At 65.0% G+C, this 21,386-nt stretch carries 20 protein-coding genes; 10 read left to right on the forward strand and 10 right to left on the reverse strand.

What is annotated here, in order from left to right; genetic code table 11:
* The first annotated feature begins 340 nt into the window (after window positions 1-340).
* From EPD66_RS00305 to EPD66_RS00330, 6 genes are read left to right on the forward strand one after another with little or no spacing between them, the layout of a single operon-like run.
* Complete coding sequence (locus EPD66_RS00305) at window positions 341-1,273, forward strand: ring-cleaving dioxygenase (protein WP_142846151.1); 933 nt, start codon at window positions 341-343, stop codon at window positions 1,271-1,273.
* On the forward strand, window positions 1,270-1,905 hold the full coding sequence (locus EPD66_RS00310; protein WP_142846153.1) for an alpha/beta hydrolase: 636 nt from the start codon (window positions 1,270-1,272) through the stop codon (window positions 1,903-1,905). The genes EPD66_RS00305 and EPD66_RS00310 overlap by 4 nt, the downstream gene beginning before the upstream one ends.
* 10 nt (window positions 1,906-1,915) lie before the next feature.
* The gene (locus EPD66_RS00315) at window positions 1,916-2,596 is read left to right on the forward strand and encodes a hydrolase (protein WP_142846155.1); all 681 of its coding nucleotides are present in this window, start codon (window positions 1,916-1,918) and stop codon (window positions 2,594-2,596) included.
* A 26-nt stretch (window positions 2,597-2,622) separates the two neighbouring features.
* The gene (locus EPD66_RS00320) at window positions 2,623-2,901 is read left to right on the forward strand and encodes a XapX domain-containing protein (protein WP_142846157.1); all 279 of its coding nucleotides are present in this window, start codon (window positions 2,623-2,625) and stop codon (window positions 2,899-2,901) included.
* Entirely contained in the window at window positions 2,898-4,781 is a 1,884-nt protein-coding gene (locus EPD66_RS00325; protein ID WP_142846159.1) for an amidohydrolase, read from the forward strand. Before EPD66_RS00320 ends, EPD66_RS00325 begins: the two co-directional genes overlap by 4 nt.
* Before the next feature lie 32 nt (window positions 4,782-4,813).
* Window positions 4,814-6,391 (forward strand): MFS transporter, encoded by a 1,578-nt coding sequence (locus tag EPD66_RS00330; protein ID WP_142846161.1) that lies wholly within the window; start codon window positions 4,814-4,816, stop codon window positions 6,389-6,391.
* Between the two features lie 15 nt (window positions 6,392-6,406).
* Here EPD66_RS00330 and EPD66_RS00335 read toward each other — a convergent pair whose 3' ends face one another.
* From EPD66_RS00335 to EPD66_RS00345, 3 genes are all read right to left on the reverse strand, one after another.
* Window positions 6,407-7,267: a DMT family transporter gene (locus EPD66_RS00335; protein ID WP_142846163.1), complete on the reverse strand. Its 861-nt coding sequence runs from the start codon at window positions 7,265-7,267 to the stop codon at window positions 6,407-6,409.
* 137 nt (window positions 7,268-7,404) lie between these two features.
* A complete protein-coding gene (locus tag EPD66_RS00340) occupies window positions 7,405-7,884 on the reverse strand; it encodes an RES family NAD+ phosphorylase (protein WP_142846165.1) in 480 nt (159 codons plus the stop codon).
* On the reverse strand, window positions 7,881-8,333 hold the full coding sequence (locus EPD66_RS00345) for an antitoxin Xre/MbcA/ParS toxin-binding domain-containing protein (RefSeq protein ID WP_142846167.1): 453 nt from the start codon (window positions 8,331-8,333) through the stop codon (window positions 7,881-7,883). Before EPD66_RS00345 ends, EPD66_RS00340 begins: the two co-directional genes overlap by 4 nt.
* A 192-nt stretch (window positions 8,334-8,525) precedes the next feature.
* On the opposite strand from EPD66_RS00345, the gene EPD66_RS00350 reads away from it, so the two are divergent.
* Window positions 8,526-9,929 carry a PLP-dependent aminotransferase family protein gene (locus EPD66_RS00350; protein WP_142846169.1) on the forward strand — a complete coding sequence of 468 codons (1,404 nt, stop codon included), beginning with the start codon at window positions 8,526-8,528 and terminating at the stop codon, window positions 9,927-9,929.
* Window positions 9,930-9,942: 13 nt separating this feature from the next.
* Here the strand turns inward: EPD66_RS00350 and EPD66_RS00355 are convergent, their stop codons facing one another.
* The 3 genes from EPD66_RS00355 to EPD66_RS00365 all read right to left on the reverse strand — a co-directional run bounded on the left by EPD66_RS00355 (window position 9,943) and on the right by EPD66_RS00365 (window position 11,065).
* The gene (locus EPD66_RS00355) at window positions 9,943-10,137 is read right to left on the reverse strand and encodes a YqaE/Pmp3 family membrane protein (RefSeq protein ID WP_142846170.1); all 195 of its coding nucleotides are present in this window, start codon (window positions 10,135-10,137) and stop codon (window positions 9,943-9,945) included.
* Window positions 10,138-10,173: 36 nt separating this feature from the next.
* The gene (locus EPD66_RS00360; protein ID WP_142846172.1) at window positions 10,174-10,371 is read right to left on the reverse strand and encodes a hypothetical protein; all 198 of its coding nucleotides are present in this window, start codon (window positions 10,369-10,371) and stop codon (window positions 10,174-10,176) included.
* Between the two features lie 118 nt (window positions 10,372-10,489).
* A complete protein-coding gene (locus EPD66_RS00365) occupies window positions 10,490-11,065 on the reverse strand; it encodes a TetR/AcrR family transcriptional regulator (protein WP_142846174.1) in 576 nt (191 codons plus the stop codon).
* A 98-nt stretch (window positions 11,066-11,163) separates the two neighbouring features.
* On the opposite strand from EPD66_RS00365, the gene EPD66_RS00370 reads away from it, so the two are divergent.
* The gene (locus EPD66_RS00370) at window positions 11,164-11,931 is read left to right on the forward strand and encodes a MipA/OmpV family protein (protein WP_142846176.1); all 768 of its coding nucleotides are present in this window, start codon (window positions 11,164-11,166) and stop codon (window positions 11,929-11,931) included.
* Here EPD66_RS00370 and dosP read toward each other — a convergent pair.
* The 3 genes from dosP to EPD66_RS00385 form a co-directional block, all read right to left on the reverse strand.
* Window positions 11,928-14,504 (reverse strand): oxygen-sensing cyclic-di-GMP phosphodiesterase DosP, encoded by a 2,577-nt coding sequence (gene dosP / locus EPD66_RS00375; protein ID WP_142846177.1) that lies wholly within the window; start codon window positions 14,502-14,504, stop codon window positions 11,928-11,930. The genes EPD66_RS00370 and dosP overlap by 4 nt on opposite strands.
* The gene (locus tag EPD66_RS00380; RefSeq protein ID WP_185961179.1) at window positions 14,501-16,018 is read right to left on the reverse strand and encodes a methyl-accepting chemotaxis protein; all 1,518 of its coding nucleotides are present in this window, start codon (window positions 16,016-16,018) and stop codon (window positions 14,501-14,503) included. The genes dosP and EPD66_RS00380 overlap by 4 nt, the downstream gene beginning before the upstream one ends.
* A 144-nt stretch (window positions 16,019-16,162) precedes the next feature.
* A complete protein-coding gene (locus tag EPD66_RS00385) occupies window positions 16,163-16,774 on the reverse strand; it encodes a hypothetical protein (protein ID WP_142846179.1) in 612 nt (203 codons plus the stop codon).
* Between the two features lie 213 nt (window positions 16,775-16,987).
* Between EPD66_RS00385 and EPD66_RS00390 the strand changes: the two genes are divergently transcribed.
* Entirely contained in the window at window positions 16,988-17,707 is a 720-nt protein-coding gene (locus tag EPD66_RS00390; protein WP_142846180.1) for a response regulator transcription factor, read from the forward strand.
* Between the two features lie 57 nt (window positions 17,708-17,764).
* Window positions 17,765-20,380 carry an ATP-binding protein gene (locus tag EPD66_RS00395; protein WP_142846181.1) on the forward strand — a complete coding sequence of 872 codons (2,616 nt, stop codon included), beginning with the start codon at window positions 17,765-17,767 and terminating at the stop codon, window positions 20,378-20,380.
* Here EPD66_RS00395 and EPD66_RS00400 read toward each other — a convergent pair.
* Window positions 20,375-21,280 carry a LysR family transcriptional regulator gene (locus EPD66_RS00400; RefSeq protein ID WP_142846182.1) on the reverse strand — a complete coding sequence of 302 codons (906 nt, stop codon included), beginning with the start codon at window positions 21,278-21,280 and terminating at the stop codon, window positions 20,375-20,377. The two genes, EPD66_RS00395 and EPD66_RS00400, sit on opposite strands and share 6 nt — an antisense overlap.
* Between the last annotated feature and the right edge of the window lie 106 nt (window positions 21,281-21,386).

Here is a 21,386-nt window from a genome sequence, read left to right on the forward strand (position 1 = left end):
GACAAATGACCACCCTTCATAATGTCGATTCGAACGGATATCCATCGCTAATGGGTTATTAGCAGGGCTGAAGCCGATAGGGAGGCCTGATTTCGGCGGGACAGGTGCCATGTGCAAAGAGCGGCAGGAAGGAAGGGCCCGGTTACTTCCCCCTTTCGGCCTGCAACGTGCGCGGAATGTGGCTATTCCTCTCTCGCGAGTACATTGTCCTTGATTCGGGGGCGGGCACGGTCCAGATCGTCTTGTTGTCGACCAAGCGAGACGGACGTGCCTGAATAACACCCGCTGTCGAGACGTTTCCGGCGTCGAGACCATGAAGGACAAAGGGGAAGGCGCTGCCATGCACGGTATCCACCATGTCACGGCGATAGCTGGCAACCCGAATGCCAATCTCAGGTTCTATGTCCGTGGGCTTGGCCTTCGTTTGGTCAAGAATACCGTCAATTTCGACGACCCGGAAACCTACCATTTCTATTTCGGTGACCAGCGGGGCAGTCCCGGCACGATCCTGACCTTTTTTCCCTGGGAACATGCCGCGCCCGGCCGTAATGGCATCGGGCTGGCCGAGACCACGGCTTTCCGCATTCCGCTTCGCTCGATCGGATACTGGATCCAGCGATTGGTGGAATTGGGCGTCACGCATGAGGCGCTTGGCGAACGTTTCGGCGAGAAGGTCCTGGCCTTCCGCGATCCCGACGGCACCAGCCTGGCGCTTGTCGGTGTCGCGGAGGCCGAGGAAGAGGAGGGCTGGAGCGGCGGCGGCGTTCCGGCGGAACATGCCATCCGTGGGCTTCATGGCGTCACCCTGATGCTCGACGATGCCGGGCCCACGGGCGCCATCCTTGCCGATATCCTTGGTTTCCGCGAGATCGGGCGCGATGCGCGGCATGTCCGCTTCAAGGCGGAAAGTCCGGTCGGCGGCATCGTCGACATCCGCGTGGCGAAGGGCTTCCTGCCGGGCCGCCTGGGCCGGGGTTCGGTCCATCATGTGGCGTTCCGTGCGGCGGACGAGGACGAGCAGGCGCGGATGGTGCGGAAGCTGGTGGAAAACGACCACCTCCTGACGACCGAGCAGAAGGACCGCAAATACTTCCGCTCGGTCTATTTCCACGAGCCGGGCGGCGTCCTCTTCGAGATCGCCACCGAGGCGCCGGGCTTCACGGTGGACGAGCCGCTGGACCGGCTGGGGTCCTCCCTGAAGCTCCCGGATTTCCTCGACTCACGCCGCCAGGAACTGGAGTCCGTCCTGCCGCCACTGGAGATGCCGGGATGAGCTCCGCCGCCCGGATGCCGATGGCCGGCGCGCCGCTGACCCGCGCCAAGGCCGCGATGATCCTTCTTCACGGCCGGGGGGCGTCGGCCGAAAGCATGTTCCCCCTGGCCGAGGTCTTCGCGCAGCCCGACATCGCCTATGTCGCCCCGCAGGCACCGGGCGGCACCTGGTATCCCCATTCTTTCCTGGCACCGCTCGAACAGAACGAACCCTTCCTGTCGCGTTCGCTCACTTTGGTCGGGGAACTGGTCGAGGACCTGGTAGGCCAGGGCTTCGGGCCGGAGCGCGTGGCTCTTCTCGGCTTCTCGCAAGGCGGATGCCTGGGGCTGGAATTCGCGGCGCGCAATGCGAAACGCTACGGCGCGGTGATTGGATTGAGCGCCGCCCTCATCGGCCCGGAAGGCAGGCCGCGCGAGGATGAAGACGGATTGGCCGGCACACCCGTCTTTCTGGGCTGCAGCGACATCGACCCTCATATCCCGCTCGCCCGCGTCCAGGACTCCGCGCGGGTGCTGGAGGAGCTTGGGGGCAAGGTGACGATGCGCCTCTATCCCGGCATGGGTCACAGCATCAACGAAGATGAAATCCGCCATGTGCGTATCGCACTGGCCGGCTTGCTTCATGAACAATGAGGAGACGAGCATGCCCAACTATCTCGAGGTGCTGACGCCGGATAATTGTCAGCTCATCTTCATCGACCACCAGCCGCAGATGGCTTTCGGCGTCCAGTCGGTCGACCGCCAGACGCTGAAGAACAACGTCGTCGGGCTCGCCAAGGCGGCCAAGGTGTTCAACATCCCCACGACGATCACCACGGTCGAGACCGAAAGCTTTTCCGGCCATACCTATCCCGAGCTGCTGGCGGTGTTCCCCGAGCACAAGATCCTCGAACGCACCTCGATGAATTCCTGGGACGACCAGAATGTCCGCGATGCGCTGGCCGCCGCCAATCGCAAGAAGGTCGTCGTCTCCGGCCTGTGGACCGAGGTCTGCAACACCACCTTCGCCCTCTGCGCGATGCTCGAAGGCGGGTACGAGATCTACATGGTCGCCGACGCCTCGGGCGCGACCTCGGCCGATGCGCAGAAATACGCCATGGATCGGATGGTGCAGGCCGGATGCGTGCCGATGACGTGGCAGCAGGTGATGCTCGAATGGCAGCGCGACTGGGCGCGCAAGGATACCTATGACGCGGTGATCAAGATCGTGCAGGAGCATTCCGGCGCCTACGGCATGGGCGTTGATTATGCCTATACCCTCGTCCACAAGGCGCCGGAACGCGTGCAGCACGGCGAACGCATCGGTCCCAATCCGGCCGGATGAGGACAGGCGACGATCGGAGGCGACGCATGAAGATCTATCTCCTGTCACTCGGCGCCGGCATCCTGGTTGGCATCATCTACAGCCTGCTCAACGTCCGCTCGCCGGCCCCTCCGATCGTCGCGCTGGTGGGCCTGTTCGGTATCCTTGTCGGGGAACAGGTGATCCCGGTGGGGCGGCAATTGCTGTCGGGGACGGCCTTCTCCTCCGCCTGCAGCAAGGCGCATGCGATCAGCCATATCTTCGGCCAGCTGCCCGGGCGGCAGGTGGCGGCGCAGGATGAGTCCGAGAAGGAGAAGCGCTCATGACCGAAGCCGCCGATACCGTCCTGCATCACGGGCTCGTCACCACGCTCGACCCGGCGAATCCGGCGGCGACGGCCATCGCCATCAAGGACGGCAGGTTTCTGGCGGTCGGCCAGGACCGCGAGGTCATGGCGCTGGCCGATGCCGCGACGAAGGTCGTCGATCTGAAGGGACGGCGGGTGCTGCCCGGGCTGATCGACAATCACACCCACGTCGTGCGGGGCGGACTCAACTTCAACATGGAACTGCGCTGGGACGGCCTGCGGTCGCTGGCCGACGCCATGGACATGCTGAAGCGGCAGGTCGCTATCACGCCGCCGCCGCAATGGGTGCGCGTCGTCGGCGGCTTCACCGAGCATCAATTCGAGGAAAAGCGCCTGCCGACCCTGGAGGAGATCAACCGCATCGCCCCCGATACGCCGGTCTTCCTGCTCCATCTCTATGACCGGGCGCTGCTGAACGGGGCGGCCCTGCGCGCCGTCGGCTATACCCGGGACACGCCCGAGCCGCCGGGCGGCGAGATCACGCGTGACGCGAACGGCGATCCGACGGGGCTGCTGCTGGCCAAGCCCAATGCGGCCATTCTCTATTCCACCCTTGCCCAGGGACCGAAGCTGCCTTTCGAATATCAGGTCAATTCCACCCGCCATTTCATGCGCGAGCTGAACCGGCTGGGCATCACCGGCGTCATCGATGCCGGTGGCGGCTTCCAGAATTATCCCGAGGATTACGCCGTCATCCAGAAACTGGCCGACGAGGGGCTGATGACCGTGCGGCTGGCCTATAACCTGTTCACGCAGAAGCCCAAGCAGGAGAAGGAGGACTTTCTCGCCTGGACCGCCTCGGTCAAGTACAAGCAGGGCAACGATTATTTCCGCCATAACGGCGCGGGCGAGATGCTCGTCTTCTCGGCGGCCGATTTCGAGGATTTCCGCCAGCCGCGGTCCGACATGGCGCCGGAAATGGAAGGCGAGCTGGAAGAGGTGGTGCGCATCCTGGCGCAGAACCGCTGGCCCTGGCGGCTGCACGCCACCTATGACGAGACGATCAGCCGGGCGCTCGATGTCTTCGAGAAGGTCGACCAGGACATCCCGCTCGCCGGGCTGAACTGGTTCTTCGATCATGCCGAGACGATCTCGGAGCAGTCCATCGACCGGATCGCCGCGTTGGGGGGCGGGGTGGCGGTGCAGCATCGCATGGCCTATCAGGGAGAATATTTCGTCGAACGCTACGGGCCGGGCGCCGCCGAGGCCACGCCGCCGATCGCGCGGATGCTCGAAAAAGGGATCAATCTTTCCGCCGGCACGGATGCCACGCGCGTCGCCTCCTATAATCCCTGGGTGTCCCTGTCCTGGATGATCACCGGCAAGACGGTCGGCGGCCTGCGGCTCTATCCGCAGCGCAACTGCCTGGACCGGGAAACGGCGCTGCGGATGTGGACCGAGAAGGTCGCCTGGTTTTCCAACGAAGAGGGAAAGCGCGGCCGCATCGAGAAAGGCCATTTCGCCGATCTGTTCATTCCGGACAAGGATTTCTTCTCCTGCGCCGAGGACGAGATTTCCTTCCTGACCTCGGACCTGACGATGGTCGGCGGGAAAGTCGTCTACGGCGCGGGCGACTTCTCGGATCTGGACGAGACGGAGCTGCCGCCCGCCATGCCCGATTGGTCGCCGGTCCGCCGCTACAAGGGCTATGCCGCCTGGGGCGAGCCGAAGGGGGCGGGGCGGAATTCGCTGCGCCGCGTGGCGGCGTCGGCCTGCGGCTGCGGCCATGCCTGCGGCGTCCATGGCCATGACCATGCGGGCGCCTGGTCGTCGAACCTGCCGGTTTCGGACCTGAAGGGCTTCTGGGGGGCGCTCGGCTGCTCCTGCTGGGCGGTCTGACGGCAATGCCGGTCATGGAGACGAAGCCGGAGATGAGCACGACGGAGACAGCGAAAGGGCCCCTGGCCTATCCGATATTCCGGGCGCTGTGGATCGCCACCATCGTCTCGAATATCGGCACCTGGATGCATGACGTCGGGGCGGGCTGGCTGATGACCTCGCTTTCGCCCAGCCCGTTCATGGTGGCCCTGGTGCAGACCGCCACCACGCTGCCGATGTTCCTGCTGGCTCTTCCGGCCGGGGCGATGGCCGATATCATCGACCGCCGCAAGATGCTGCTGACCGCCCAGATGCTGGGAATCGTCGCGGCGGTCCTGCTTGCCGTGCTGACTGCGCTCGGCCTGACGACGCCCATGGTGCTGCTGGGCCTGACTTTCGTGCTCGGCGTCTCCGCCGCCCTCAGCGCGCCGGTCTTCCAGGCCATCGTGCCGGAACTCGTCGCCAAGCCGGCGCTGCCCGATGCCGTGGCGCTCAACGGCATGGGCATCAACATCGCCCGCGCCATCGGTCCGGCCCTGGGCGGCGCGATCATCGCCCTTGCCGGCACGCCCGCCGTCTTCGCCCTCAACGCCCTGTCGGTCCTGGGCGTCCTGGTGGTGCTGTTCCGCTGGAAGCGCGACAAGGCCGAACAGACCCTGCCGCCCGAGCATTTCATCGGCGCGCTCAAGGCCGGTTATCGTTATGCCCGCCATTCCCCGGCGCTGCGCGTGGTGCTGATCCGCGCCGTCGGCTTCTTCATCTTCGGCAGCGTGCTTTGGGCCATGCTGCCGCTGGTCGCGCGGCAGGGGCTGGGCCTCGATGCCTCGGGCTATGGCATCCTGCTCGGCTGCATGGGGGCCGGGGCGATCAGCGGTGCCTTTATCCTGAAGCGGCTGCGCAAGCAGGTCGCCGCCAACACCATCTCGGTCGGCGCGACCTTGCTCTTTGCCTTCAGCAGCCTCTGCCTGGCCCTGGTCTCGAATGCCTGGATCGCTGGTATGGTGATGGTCGCCGCCGGGCTGGCCTGGATCGGCATGCTGACCTCGCTCAATGTCGCCGCCCAGATGGCCTCGCCCGGCTGGGTGAAGGCGCGGGCGCTGGCCGTCTATCTGCTGGTCTTCCAGGGGGCGATGACCGGCGGCAGCATCCTGTGGGGCGCCCTGGCCGCGCGGACCGATGTCGCCACCGCGCTGCTGGTGGCGGGGGGCGCGCAGGTCGTGGCGGTGCTGCTGGCGGTGAGATGGCGGCTGCCGCAGGACGAGGGCATCGACCTGACGCCGTCGCATCACTGGGCCGAGCCGGTGGTCTTCGTCCAGCCATCGGATGATCGCGGCCCCGTCCTGGTGCAGATCGAATACCGGGTCGCGCCCGCCGATCAGGCCAGATTCCTCGAAACCCTGCGCCGCTTCAAGACGGTCCGCCAGCGGGACGGGGCGATAATCTGGGACGTCTGGGAAGACATGGCCGAGCCGGGCAGGGTGATCGAAAGCTTCGTGGTGGAAAGCTGGCTCGAACATCAGCGCCAGCATGCCCGGGTGACGGAAGCGGACCGCGCGGACCAGGCCCTGCTGAACGCCTTCCATATCGGCGACAAGCCGCCCCTGGTGCGGCACCTGCTGCGGCCGCTGTGACATGATGCCTGCCGTTCAGGCGTAGCGTTTGGCACCGGCGACGCAGAGGACGACAAGGCCGGTGGCCGCGACCATCGTCCAGGCGATTGGTTCGCGCAGCAGCAGGCCGGCCAGCGTCAGCCCGAAGAAGGGCTGCAACAGTTGCAACTGCCCGACGCCCGCGATGCCGCCGAGGGCGAGGCCGCGATACCAGAAGACGAAGCCGATCAACATGCTGAAGATCGAGACATAGGCGAGGCCGAGCCAGGCCGGGACGCCGATCCGGCCCCAGGATTCCGGCAGCGTGGCCAGCGCGACCACGGCCATTATCGGCAGCGCCAGAAGCAGCGCCCATGAGATGACCTGCCATCCGCCCAGCCGGCGCGACAGCGTGGCGCCTTCGGCATAGCCGAGGCCGCAAAGCAGGATCGCGGCCACCATCAGCAGGTCGCCCGTCGGTGCGGCGGGAGCGCCGCCGGACAGGGCGTAGCCTGCGACCGCCATGGCGCCGAGGAGCGCGAACGGCCAGAAGGCCGGTTTCGGCCGCTCGCCCCCGCGCAGGACGGCGAAAAGGGCCGTCGCCAGCGGCAGGAGGCCGATGAAGACGAGGGCACGGGCCGAGGTGATGTGCTGCAGCGCCAGCGCCGTCAGCAACGGGAAGCCGATCACGACACCGAGGGCGACCATGACCAGCGCGCCGAGATCCTTGCGGGCGGGTTTCGCCTGCCGGAGAAGGGCGAGGAAGGCGGCGCCGAGGAGCGCGGCGATCGCTGCCCGGGCCGAAGTCAGGAAGAGGGGCGAGAAGTCGCCGACGGCGACCCGCGTGGCGGGCAGCGAACCGCTGAAGATGATGACGCCTAAAAGGCCGCTGCCCCATCCATCCAGTTTCCGATCCATGTAACCTCTCTTTCGGAGAGGCATCCTAGGACTCCGCCCCTGTACCGCACAGAGACAGTCCGATACAATTCCGCAAAACTGTATGGAAACATTTTCCCATACACCGGCGGGACAAGGCCGTTCATGTTCTGGTACGGCTATTTGAAGAGGCGGGCGTCCCAGTAGATGGGCGTTTCCAGGTCGGGCTTGATCCGGGGGAATTCCGGATGATTGGCGTTGAAGAGGAAGTTCCGTTCCATGCGCGCCACGACGGATGGCACGATCAGGATGGCGCTGCGCTGCTCGGTGTACCACTGGTGCCCGAACTGACGCGCCTCGTCGCCCGCAAGGCTGTGCCAGCCGGGCAGGAGATCAGGGTTGACGACCTCGTAGGAGATTCCGGCGGGTATGGCGATCTGGAGAAAGTGCTGGTTCGGCGGCATGAGGCCGTTGTAATGGACCAGCTTTTCCAGCATCGCCGTCGAATAGCGCTCGGATGCATAAATGACGGCGGCGCCGGTCTTGTGCCAGCGTCCCTGCATGCGCTTGGCGCCCTCGGGCGACCAGATCGGATAGGCGCCTTCCGGGTCGCCGATGCGGTAGGCCGTCAGGGGCTCGTTCAGCACCCGTATCGTCACACGGCCACTCCGGCTTCCGCGCGGGCCAGCAGGTTCAGGACGGCGTCCGCACCGGCCGCGCCGGTCACGGCCAAGTCGAGGGGCTTTTCCCCTTCGAGCAGTGGATGCGGGCGCAGCAGGAAGGCTTTGACACGGTCTTGATCGTCTCCATACACCCGCCCCACCGCGTCGATGACTTTCGTCAAATCATAGAGGCGTTCGGAATATTGGGGGGACAGGCGTTTCTGGTTTTTCCTGGCGCGGCGAAGCGTCGCTTCGGGCACGATCCGCTCGACAACCTGACGGCTTCCAAAGAATTCCACCAGCATGTCCGTCGCCTGGACAGGCAATCCACTCGCCACGCTGCGGGCGAGAGAGACCTCGGTGAAAGGCGGGTCCGGGGTCAGTGAGAGCCATTTGGCGATGCGCGCCGGCTCACTGATTTGTCGGTTGGTTTCCACGGCAGCCATCGGTCAATCCTTTCAGCATGGGCAGAAAACCGTCAACTGACGGAAATATAGGCGTCAAGTGACGGATCTGCAAGGCTTGGTCGTGTGCTTGCAATGGAAAGGGTGGCTTTGCCGCTGGCCCGGACGGAGACGGACCGATACAATCCTGCAGAATTGTATGGATGTATTTGGCATCTATTCGGGGAAGAGCGGATGACGGACGGCAAGGGAACACGCACGGGCGCGGTGATGGCGGCGATCCGCGCGAAGATGGCGGGGCGGGCGCTTGTCGCGGGCGACCGGCTGCCCTCGATCCGGCGTTTCGCCGCGACCATGGGTGTGTCGCCTTCCACGGTCGTCGAGGCCTATGACCGTCTCGCCGCCGAGGGGCTGATCCGCGCCCGACGCGGGTCCGGCTTCTATGTCGCGGGCAATGCCCTGCCGCCGCTGGCCCTGGCGGAGGCCGAGCCGCGACGCGACCGGGCGGTCGATCCCTTCTGGGTGTCGCGGCAATCGCTCGATGCCGATTCCTCGGTGATGAAGCCCGGCTGCGGTTGGCTGCCGGCGGAGTGGATGCCCAACGACGCGGTGCGCCGCGCCCTGCGCAATCTCGCCCGGGCCGAGGAGAGCGTGCTGTCCGATTATGGCGGCACGCGGGGATCGCCGCGCCTGCGGCGGCTGTTGCTGGGCCGCTTCGCCGAGGAGGGCCTTTCGGTCTCGCCCGATCAGGTCATGCTCACCGGTTCGGGAACCCAGGCCATCGACCTGATTTGCCGCTTCCTGCTGCGGCCCGGCGATGCGGTGCTGGTGGACGATCCCTGCTATTTCAATTTCCAGGCGCTGCTGCGCGCGCATCAGGTCCGTATCCAGGGCGTGCCCTACACGCCGTCAGGGCCAGATCTCGCGGCCTTCGAGTCGCTGCTGGCCTCGGAGCGGCCCCGGCTCTACATCACCAATTCCGCGCTCCACAACCCGACCGGGGCCAGCCTGTCGCCGCAGACCGCCCATAGGCTGCTGAAGGCGGCCTCGGCGCAGGACCTGACGATCGTCGAGGACGACATCTTTGCCGATTTCGAGCCGGAGCCGTCGCCGCGTCTTGCCGTGTTCGACGGGCTCGACCGTGTCATCCGGATCGGCAGTTTCTCGAAGACCCTGTCCGCCTCGATCCGCTGCGGCTATATCGCCGCCCGGGCGGATTGGATCGAGGCCCTGATCGACCTTCAGGTCGCCACCTGCTTCGGCGGCCCCAGCCCGATGGCGACCGAACTGATTGCCGCCGTCCTCGCCGGAGGTGGTTATCGCAAGCATATGGAGGAATTGCGCCAGCGCCTTTCGCGGGCCAGGCGCGATCTGGCGGCCCGGCTGGCACCCTTGGGCATCCGGCCCTGGCTGATGCCGCGCGGCGGCTTCTATCTCTGGTGCCAGTTGCCCGAAGGCCAGGATTCCGCCGTGCTGGCGCGTATGGCCTTGGCGGAAGACATCGTCCTGGCCCCCGGCAATGTGTTCAGCGTCTCGCAGACGGCCACGCGCTTTCTACGTTTCAACGTCGCCCAATCGGGCGACCCGCGTCTCGTGGCGGTCCTTGAGCGGGCGATGAATCTTCATCCTGCCGGATGAGGATTGCGTCGCCTCAGCGCGTGGAGGCCAGCGCCTTTTCGATCTTCTTGTCCGTCTTGTACTGGGACAGCGCATAGACCGACCAGATCGCCGCGGGCAGCCAGCCGATCAGCGTGATCTGCAGGAGCAGGCAGATGATGCCGGCGAAGGGGCGGCCGATCGTGAAGAACTGGAGCCACGGAAGCAGCAGGGCGAGGATCAGGCGCATGATAGTCTCCTGGTGATGCGAAGGCGAAAGCTCGTATCACGACCCGGCTTTACGGGCAATGACGAGGGGCGTCATCCGGGGCAGCCGTCCTTCGCTTCCTCCTTCAAGGGGATCGAGCGGCACATAGAGATCGGCTTGCTCCAGATCGTCGGCCGCCGAGAAAAGCATCATGACGCCCAAGAGAAACAGGCACAGAAGGGAAGCCAACCCGATGGTGCATGTGATCGACCCCATGATTTTTCCCTACCCCGCTACCCATCTCTCTTTACATACATTCACGAATGTATAGTGGCAACAGAAAGCGTGAAGCCGAGGCGAACGAAGAAAAAGCCCTTTCTTTTCCACCCGATGCCTAGTCCGCCCTGACCAGAGGCAGGAAGATCGAATCGACCCAGGCGACCCGCAATTCCGGCGGTGGTGGCGCGAAAGTCATGATGGCGTGGTGGCGGAAAAGGTCGCTGAGAAGCGTACTGACAGGGGGAACGAGTTTTTCTGGAGCGATCTCGCCGCGTTTCACGCCTCTTTCCAGGATGGCGGCAAGCGGCTGGGGGTTACCCGCCAACAAGGCGGTGCGCAAACTCTGCGGCGTTGACGACGTCTCGTGAAAGTATTCACTGAAGAACAGGGTGAAGACGGCGGCGATTCCTCTTACACGGTTGGAGGCGTGTTCCAGAAGTTCCAGCAATTCGGTGCGCAGGTCCCCGCGATCCGGCACCTCGAGGGGATGCTTCGCTATCTGCCGCCGGATTGCCGCGATCGCAAGATCGGCCTTCCCATCCCATCGGCGGGCAAGAACCGGTCGGCTGGTGCCGGCCCGTGTGGCGACGGCCTCCATCGTCAACCCCGCATAGCCACGCTCCGTCAGCTCCAGCCAGGCAGCGTCTAGGAGGGCCTCCTCGAGATCCGCGCCGCGTCGACGCCCCTTCATGTGATGACCTCCTCAATAAGATGCAAGAATGTATCTTGACGAGCGCGAATTTTGGCCGCACAAGATACGTCAATGCATCTTGTTAAGGGGGCGAAAGAATGACAAGGATTTTTGCGCGGCCGCAGACCATCGGCATGGGGGCTATTCTGGCGACGATGGTGCTCGGGACAGCGACCGCCGCCCAGGCGGAGCCGAACCGCTGGACGCTGGGCGCGGGTGTCGGCGTGGTTCCCCGTTTCCAGGGGGCGGACAAGTACAAGGCGCAGCCGCTGCCGCTGGTCGATATACAGGTCGGGCGCTTCTTCGCACGGGGTGTCGATGAAATTGGGGTCAATGTCGTCGATACCCCGCGATTCAAGGCCGGGGCCAGCGTCAGCTGGATGCATGGCTACGACAGTGACGATGTGCCCGAAGGTATCGACGGCGTCGATGATGCCTTGGGTGCACGTCTCTTTGTCTCGACCCAGTTCCGGGGGGCGGTGGCGAGGCTTACGGCGACCCAGGCCGTCACCGAAACCGATCGGGGGCTGCTCGTCAATGCCAGCTTGGCTTACCCGATCCGCACGAACGAGCGGCTGACGATCACGCCCAGCCTCGGGACCACCTGGGCGAATGCGAAATACATGGACAGCTATTTCGGCGTTGATGCGCCCGAAGCCGCAGCCTCGGGCTTGCGCCGCCACAACCCTTCATCGGGGTTCAAGGACATTTTCTTCCGTATCAGTGCCAGCTATCGCATCACGGACAGCATAAGCGCCCTCGGTTCCATCGGCGTGACCCATTTGCTTGGTGACGCAGCGGACAGTCCCTTCGTCGAGCAGAAGACACAGCCTTTGGCGCTGATGGGGCTGACCTATACGTTCTAGCCCTCAGAGAATGGGCGGTGCCGCCGGAGCCAGAGTTCGAGTTCGGCCGGCGGCAGCGGCTTGGTGTAGAGGTAGCCCTGTGCCACCTGGCATCCGAGGTCGATCAGGAACTGGCGCTGATCCTCGGTTTCCACCCCTTCGGCGATGACGGTCATGTCCAGGCTCTGGCCGATGCGGATCACGGCCATGGCGATTGCCCGCGCATTGGGATTGCGGTCGATGTCGCGCATGAAGCTGCGGTCGATCTTCAATTCCGTCACCGGCAGTTTGGCCAGGCGCGACAGGCTGGAAAATCCCGTGCCGAAATCGTCCATCGACAGGCCGACGCCGAGGGCACGGATGCGGTGCAGAGTCTCCAGGGTTTCGGCCTCGCCGTCCATCATGGCGTTCTCGGTGATTTCCACCTTCAGGCAATGTCCCGGCAAGCGGTATTCGCACAGCAACTCGGTGAGGAACAGGGGAAGCTGCTTGTTGCGGAAATGCAGGGGCGAAAGGTTGACGGCGACGGTGGGCAGGTCGATGCCCCTGGCGCGCCACTCCGCCATCTGGCGGCAGACCTCGCGCAGGGCCCAGTTGCCCAGGGCCTCGATCTGTCCCGTTTCCTCGGCCAGGGGGATGAAGCGGTCGGGCGGAATGATGCCCAGTTCGGGGTGGGTCCAGCGGGCCAGGGCTTCGACGCCGTGGATCTCGCCGGTGAGGGGACGGACCAGGGGATGGTATTCGAATCTGAGCTGTTCCTGTCGGATCGCCTCGCGCAGCGCCGCGCTGAGCCTCATCCGGTCCTGGGCGAAACGGGCCATGGCCGGGCTGTAGAAGCAGGGCCGCCCCCGCCCTTCGGTCCTTGCCCGCTGCATGGCGACATTGGCGTGGCAGAGAAGGTCTTCCCCATTGCCGCCATTCGCGGGGGAGAAGGCGATGCCGATGCTGGCCGAGCAGGTCACCGGCTGTCCGCCGATATCCAGCGGCGCAGCCAGTTCCGCGAGAATGCGTTCGGCAAGGCTGGAGGTTCTGGCGAGGCTGGTATTGTTCAATATCATCAGGAAGGCATCGCCGCCGAACCGTCCCAGGTAATTCTTCGGCTCCAACCGGGCGTGCATAAGATTACTGACCGCGATCAGCAGCGTGTCGCCTGCGGCATGGCCGAGCGTCTCGTTGATGTCCTGGAGATTGTCGACCCCGATGGACAGGAAGGCGATGTCCCCTGCGCCTTCGGGGCGAGTGGTGAGGGCGCGTGCCTTTTCCAGGAGCGCGGCGCGGTTGGGCAGGCCGGTCAGGCTATCGAAACGGGCCAATGCCATCAGGCGTTCCCGGCTCTCATGCCGCTCGATCGCCAGCAGGCAGAGATGGCGGCTGACCAACGCGATCTCTTCGTGCCAACGGCAGGAAGGCCGGCAGGCGGGGAAATAGAAGGTCAGGCTGCCCATGACTCTGCCATCGGCGCGCTTGATCGGCGAAGCCCAACAGGCCTGGATCCCGAAATGCCGGAGGCTTTCGCCGAGCTTCTGCCAGCGGGGATCGGACGGGACATCCTCGGACAGAAGCGGTCTGCCGAGGAAGGCCGCCAGGCCCGAGGTGGTGGCTTCCGGTCCGATGGGAACCCGGCGGATCGCCGCGCGATAATCTTCCGGCAGGCTGGGCCCCGCCGCCAGGGCCAGGGATTCTTCTGCGTCGCGCAGGAAGACGGCGGCGACGAGGCCCGGCGCGATGACTTCGATCCGCCGGCACAGGAAATCCAGCAGGCCGTCCAGCGACAGGTCGCTGGTCAGGGCGGCGAGCATCTCTTGCTGCAAGCTGCGTAACTGGCGGCTTTCCGTGATGTCGGAAAGGACAGCGACGACGTTGCGCATCTCGCCCTCGGGCCCGGCGATGGGATTGATCGAGGCCGACACCCACAGCTCGCGTCCGTCCTTGGCGGCGGCAAGGATTTCTTCCTGAAAGCCGGTATTGCCCCAGGCTCCTTGCTGGAGACGCTGCAGGTCGGCCGGGTCTGTGGCAGGGGAAGCCAGGAAGGAGCTCGGACGCCGCCCCATCACCTCCGTCGCCGTATAGCCGAACAGGTCGGTGAAGGCCTGGTTCACGTAAACGATGTCGCGGTTGTGGTCGAGGATCAGCACGGCCTTGCCGGTCTCGTCCACCGCCAGCGACAGCAGGCGCCGTTCCTCGCGCAGCAAGACCTCGCGGGTGATGTCCCGCAGGAAGCCGAGATAGTAGATCCCGTCATCCGTGGCCACCTTGGAAAGCGAGAACGAGACCCAGATCCGGCTCCCGTCCTTGCGTTCCACTTCCAGTTCGCGGCTGGTGCCGACGATCTTGTTCTGGCCGGTGCGCCGGTTGTCCTCGATGGATTGCCGGTGCGCCTGCCGCAATGGGGCGGGAACGAGCACGTCCACGCTGCGGCCGAGGACTTCCTGCCTGTCATAGCCCCACAGCCGTTCCGCGGCGGCGTTGAAGAAGATGACGGTGTTCCGGCTGTCGATCAGCACCGCGGCATGGATGGCCTGCTCCAGGGCCGGCCAGAGGAGATCGTGGCGACGCACCAGGTCAAGGCCGTTCGAAGTGTGATGGATGGTCATTGCCTGCCCCCATGCTGCCCGTTGAGGAAACGTGTCACCTGATCGCCGATCCCTTCGGCCCGGGCGGCAAGGGCGCCCGCGGCCTTCTGCACGACCTCGGCGGCCTGGCCGGTTTGGCGCGAGGCCTCGAGAACGCTGTCGATATGCCGGCTGATTTCGGAGGTCGCCGCGCTTTGCTGCTGGATGGCGGCGGCCACGTCGTTCTCGATCTCGTGCAGGGAGGTCATGGACTCGCCGATGCGGCGGATCGCCTCGACGGTGGCCGATGTCTGTTCCTGGATGCGTTCGATCAGCGTCTTGATCTCGCCGGTGGATTCTCCCGTCCGGCGGGCCAGCGCCTTGACCTCCGCCGCCACGACCGCGAATCCCGCTCCGGCCTGACCGGCGCGCGAGGCCTCGATGGTGGCGTTCAGCGCCAGCAGGTTGGTCTGGCTGGCGATAGCCTGGATGACCTCGGTGATGCGTCCGATATTCCGGGCGGTCTCCGCCAGTTCGGCGACCAAGGCGTTGGCCTGCCGGGTTTCCTGCGCGGTCTCCGCCGATGTCCGGGAGGTGACGTCGACCCGGGCGGCGATGTCGCGGATGGAGGCGGTCAGTTCCTCGGTGGCCGCCGCGACCGAAGAGGAGCGGTCGATGGCATCGCTCGACAGGTCGAGAAGAGAGCGTGCCGATTGCTCCATTTCCTCGGCGCTATGGCTGATGACTTCGGTGATCTCCGACACGATGCCGACGGTCTCGGTGGTTACCGACCAGGTCAGCATCGGCCCGAGATATTCGCCGTCGTCGCCGATGACGGCGGAAACGTGCAGGTTCAGGGTCTCCGGTCCCACCTTGATCGTCGCGCTGTGGGGCAGATTGGCCGGGTTGCTGAGGATGCGGTGCTGATGCGTCGGGGCCTTGTGGAAGACGTCGATGCTCGACCCCAGCAGTTCATCGGCCTTGATCGGCAGATATTTCTCGATGGATTTCAGGGTCTGGATGCTGGTCTGGTTGATGTAGTCGACCTTCCAGTTCTGCGGGTCGCAGGTCATGACGTTGATCGGCATCTTGTCGATCATCTGCAGCAGGCGCTTCGTCTCGCGTTCGGCCCGCACAACCGCGGTGACCACGTTCCAGGTCAGCGAGGCCCATTGTCCGCCATCCGGGCTGTCCAAGGCCGCGACATGCAGGTCCAGGACCTCGTCGCCGAACTGGATGCGGGCGCGGTGGGGCAGGTTCGCGGGGTCCGCCAGCAGACGGCGCTGGTGAAGCGGGTGCTTGTGGAAGACGTCGATGGACGTGCCGACGATGTCGTCCGGGTCCACCGGCAGCAGGGAGCGCAGGGAAGCCAGGAGTTCCCGCGACTTCCGATTGACGTATTCGATCCTGAAGGTCGTCAGGTCGCACAGCATCACCGCTTCGGGCAGGCTTTCCAGCGCCGCCAGGAACAGGTCGTTCCGTATCGCCTTCCGGCGCGGCCCGGGGGTCTGGGAGCGGGAATTGTCGACGGCAACGGAAAGAAATCTGTTGAACATTTGATCCTCTGACATCTGCTTGCCGCGCCGGGGCTCCCGCAGGAAATGGGAGCCGGTCTGCCGTCGCGGCAAAACCTGACTGGAATAGTGTGGATAACGGGCATGCTTGGCCCTCACCCGGACCGGGCGGCGAAGACGCCCGGTTCAGGAAGAAAGGGCGGAAAGGGAATGGACGATGTCGGCGGCGGCGACCGCGCAGCGTTCCATCTCGGTTACCGCCGGGCATTCATCGGCGGCGGCAGGCGGGAAGGCCGGGTCGAGCCCCCGTGGTTCCGGCGATGAATCCTGGGTGAAGAGCAGCAGGGCGACCCCAGGGCTGTCCCCGCGCAACGGCAGGGCGAGGCGGTCGAGGATGACACAGGGGCCGTCCGGCAGCATGACCCGGCGGCGGCTGAAGATGATCCGTTCGTGAAAGGTACTTTCCATGAAGGCGGCGCGGTCCAGCGGGCCGAAGGGCGAGGGATCGTCCTCGCTGCCGACCAGCCTTCCGGCCAGATCCTGGGGCGGCAGGCCCGGCATCTCCGCTCCGATGCGGTGGTAGCGGAACTCCCCGGTCTCGCGCAGGACGCTGACCCATCCGAGGCGTGCCTGGACCCGCGTGCCTTCCAGCACCGCAAGGTCGGTGCTGTGGGGAATGCGCGCCCATGTCGTCTTGGCCGCCCAATGCCGGTAGACCGTGCACAAGGTTCCGCCAGGTGTCATGCGCTGGCACAGAAGCGATGGATCGATCCGCAGAGAAGAGATGGGCTGGGACATGGGCTTGCAAGGGAAAGAAATGGAAGAACCGATGAGGGGAGATTAGCGGCCTCATGTCCCAGAGGTGTTCCAGCCTTGTCCTAGCCGTGAGATATTTTCCCTTTACTTGGACTGGGATAAACAGATGATGTGGGCTGACCCTGGCGGAGACCGGGGACGAGAGGGAACGGACGAGGACGCTAGGGGGCGAAGGACCAGGGGAGCAGACGGGCGGTGACAGGGGAAACGCGTTCAAAAGGCCGCATCCTGCTGGTGGAGGATGAAGAGACGGTGCGCGACCTGCACGGCGCCGTGCTGCTGAGTGCCGGGTTCGAGACGGAAAGCGCCGCAACCCTGGCCGAATTGCGGCGGCGGATCGGCAGCCGCCGCTTCGACCTCGTCCTGCTCGACCTGCGGCTGCCCGACGGGAATGCGCTCGATGCCGTCGCCGAAATCCGGCAGACCACCTCGGCGGGCATCATCATCGCGACCTCCAGCCAGGACCAGAAAGACCGGCTCGAGGGGTTGGAAAGCGGGGCCGACGAATATCTGGAAAAGCCGGTTCATCCTCGCGAATTGCTGGCCCGCGTGAACAATTTGCTGGGACGGCTGCGCGATGCCGGTGCCGTGCAGGGGCAGAGCATGGTCTACCGCTTCGAAGGCTGGACGGTGGACCTGCTGGCCCGCAAGGTCCAGTTCCATGCCGGTGGCGACGTCTCGTTAACCGAAAACGAGTTCCGTCTGCTCGAAGCGCTGATCCGAAATAACGGAAAGCCGGTTCACCGCGACCGCCTGCTCTCCTTGTGGGACGATAACGAAGACATCACGGCACGCGCGATCGACAAGGCCGTGTACCGGATGCGCCTCAAGCTTCATGCCGGTCTCGGTCAGGCGGCGCCCTTGATCGAGACGGTGCACGGCTATGGCTATTCATTCATCGCCCGTCCGCTTTGACGGGAGCCCCCGACGGCGCGGGTAAGGCTTCGCCGCCTGGACGAAGGAAGACATCGCGTGTTGGAATCGTCGTCACATCACGAACCCTTCGGCGTCCTGGGAGCGGATGGGTGCTTGCTCTATTGCAGCCCCGGCTTCGCGCGCCTGATCGGGGAGGGGGCCGCCCCGGCGGCGGGAACGGCGATCGGGACCTCGCTGGTCCTCGATCCGGACGGAAAAGGTGAGGACATCTCATTCCTCCATGGCGGCCCGCATGAAGGAAGCGCCTGGACCAGGGACGGGACCAGGCGGCTCCGCTACCGCCTCGAACCGATGGCGGAGCGGGAGAGTGCTTCCTCCGGTGCGGTCCTTTTTCTCTGGGAAGACGACCCCGCATCCGCTCTGGATCAGATCTATCACCGTGCCTTTCACCTGAATCCCGGCCTGTCCGCGATCTCGGTCATCGAGACCGGCCAGCATCTGGATGTGAATGACGCCTGGCTCAACGCCCTGGAATACCGGCGCGAAGAAGTCATCGGCCGGACGGCGGCGGAGCTGAACATCTGGGACAAGGGGGAAAGCGGCCGCGCCGAGATCGTCCGGCGCCTGCGCGAGTGCGGCCGGGTCGAGAACATGCTGGCCCGGATGCGGACCAAGAACGGCCATGCCCGCGATATCATCGTCAGCGCCGAAGTGGTCGAGCATCGCGGGCGCAAGCTGGCCTTCTTCGCCTCCCACGACATCACCGAACTTCGCCGCTTCCAGTCCGAACTCACCCGGCTCAACCGGGACCTGGAAGAACGGGTGGCGGCCCGGACCGCCGACATCGTGGCGAAGAACGCGGAACTCGCCGGCGCCATCTCGCGGGCGGAGGCGGCGAATGAGGCGAAGAGCCGCTTCCTGTCGATGATGAGCCATGAAATCCGCACGCCGCTGAACGCGGTGATCAACATGGTCGACCTGCTGCTGGAGACCGAGCGGAGCCAGTCCGACCGCAGCTATCTCGGCGCGATCGCGACGGCGTCGAAGGCGCTGCTGGCGATCGTCAACGACATTCTGGACGTGTCCCGCATCGAGGCCGGCCGGGTGGAATTGGCGCCGGTCCCGACCGATATCGAGGAAATCATGGAGGAGGTGGTGCAAAGCGTGGCGCCGCTTGCCCATCGCAAGGGCCTCGATATCGCCGCGACGCTCGGCCGCAATCTTCCCGCTACCGCGGTGGTCGATCCGGCGCGTCTGCGTCAGATTCTGCTCAATCTCGCCGGAAACGCGGTGAAGTTTACTCCTTCCGGCTGGGTCCATATCGAAGCCGACCGCATCCGCCGGAATGGCGGTGACGTGCTGGTCTTCGAGGTAGTGGATACCGGCATCGGCATCGATGCCGCCGATCACGACCAGATCTTCGAGCGCTTCACCCAGCTCGGGACCGTGGATGTCCAGAGCGGTACCGGGCTGGGCTTGAGCATTTCCCATGGCCTCGCCCAGGCAATGGGCGGAACGATCACCGTCAACAGCCAGCCCGGCCAGGGCAGTTCCTTCCGTCTTATCCTGCCGGTTTCCGGCTGCGGCGGGCCGAAGGATTCGCCTCCTCTTCCCCGGGTCGCCCTGCTGGGGCCGCCGACCAGGACCCAGCGCGCCGTCGCCGCGACGCTGGTCAGTCTCGGGGCCGAACTGCGCGTCATCGACCGGCTGGAAGCGCCGCCACCCCTGTCCCGGACCGGAGAGGAAGTCGCGCTCATTGTCCTGCCGGTCGGGCCGGAAGGCGCGGCGGAGGCCGGGGAATGGTGCCGTCTGGGCTGCAGGCTCGGTCTCCGCATGGTGCTGCTCGCCCCCGTCGGCCAAGCCTTGCCGGATGTGGAAGCCTATGCGGCGCAGGGAATCACGGTCGCCACCTATCCGCTCGGCCGGGCCTCCCTCATCGCCTGCCTTCAGGCGCGGCCTTCCGGAGTGGAGCGGGAAGAGGGGGAGGCTTCCCTCGCCGGTATCCGCATCCTGGTGGTCGACGATACCGAGGTGAACCGCCTCGTCGCCGAGAGGGGGCTGGCGGCCGTCGGCGCGGTGGTGACCGCCGTCGATTCCGGCGAGGCCGCCCTGGACCTGCTGGCCAAGGATAGCTTCGATCTGGTGCTCATGGACCTTCTCATGCCGGGGCTGGACGGCTATGCCACGGCGGCCCGCATCCGCACCTTGGGCGGGGCCTCCGCGACGGTACCGATCCTCGCCGTTTCCGCGACCGTCACGCCGGAGGTCATGGAGAAGATCCGCCAGGCCGGAATGAACGGACATCTCGCCAAGCCCTTCCGGCCGCGCGACTTGCGCGCAGCGGTCCAACGCATCCTCGCCGAAACCGGCCCCGTCGTCTGCGACGAGGATATCCTTGGCGAATACCGGGACCTCATCGGCCCGGATGCCCTGATCGACACCGCCACCCGTTTCCTGCAAAGGCTCGGCGACTATCGCGATGCCATCCGCGAGGCCGGGGACGCCGAAACCCGCGCCAATGCCTGCCATCGCTTCGCCGGTGCGGCAGGGGCGCTCGGCTTGGCCGAACTGGTCGATTTCTGCCGAACCGAGGAAGCCCGAGCACGCGCGCCGGGGGGCTTCCGCCGTGACGACGACCTGCTTCCCCTAGCCGCGGCGGTACAGCGGGCCGAACGCGCCCTCAGGGATGCGCTTTCCCGCTTGCCGTCATGAGGCCGACACCGGCCCATGTGAGGGATTGGAGGCGCTCACTTCTTCCCGCACCCAGCGGACGAAATTGCGGACCCGCGCATTGGCATAGCGGTTCCACATGATGAAATGCGCGAGATTGCGTTGTACCGGCGTGAAGATGGGGACGAGTGTGCCGGAGGCGATTTCGTCCTCCATGAGGAAGGGCTGGCCGATGGCGGCTCCCAATCCTTCGGCAGCAGCCTTGTAGGTGAGAAGAGAGCTTGGGAACTCGTTGCTTTCGAGCCTGCGGTCGCCTAATCCCACGCCGGCCATCCAGTCCTGCCAGTCAGAACGACGATAGTATGAGGCGAGCAATGGAACGGAGAAAAGATCGTCCGGTCTCTCCAGACGATGGCGATCGAGAAAAGCAGGACTGCAATAGGGCTGGATGACATCCCAAAACAGCAGGGCGGAAAATTCGGGGTCCATTTCCTCCACCGGACGGAGTTGGATGGCGACATCGAAGGGACTGATGTCGAAATTGACCGGCAGGATTGACGTCTTGAGCTTGACCTGAATGTTCTGGTGCGTCGCGTTGAAGCGCGCGAGGCGCGGAATAAGCCATTTTGCGGAAAAGGTGGGATAGGCGGCGACACGAATCGCATTGGTTTTGCGACGTGCGATCAGTGAGTCCGTGGCGCTGGCGATGCGGGCAAAAGCTGGGCTGATCTCTCTGAAATAGGCTTGGCCGTCTACGGTAAGAGCAATGCCTTTGTGCTCTCGCTTGAACAGCTTCATCCCCAGACTTTCTTCAAGCGTTGCGATCTGGCGGCTCACGGCGGATTGGGTCACGCCGAGTTCTTCGGCGGCCTTGGTGAAATTGCCGAGCCGCGCTGAGGTTTCGAAGACATGCAGCGGGTTTAGCGGCGGTATCGTTCGCATGACGAGGCTTCCTCAATAGACCGCAGATGCCCTTCCGAGTGAGAAAGAAGGCAATCTCCATCTAAGCCGAGAGCGGGTTCGATTGGCATGAGGAAAAGTCATGCCG

The sequence above is a fragment of the Telmatospirillum sp. J64-1 genome (genome assembly GCF_006980715.1).
GTDB lineage: Bacteria > Pseudomonadota > Alphaproteobacteria > Rhodospirillales > Magnetospirillaceae > Oleiliquidispirillum > Oleiliquidispirillum nitrogeniifigens.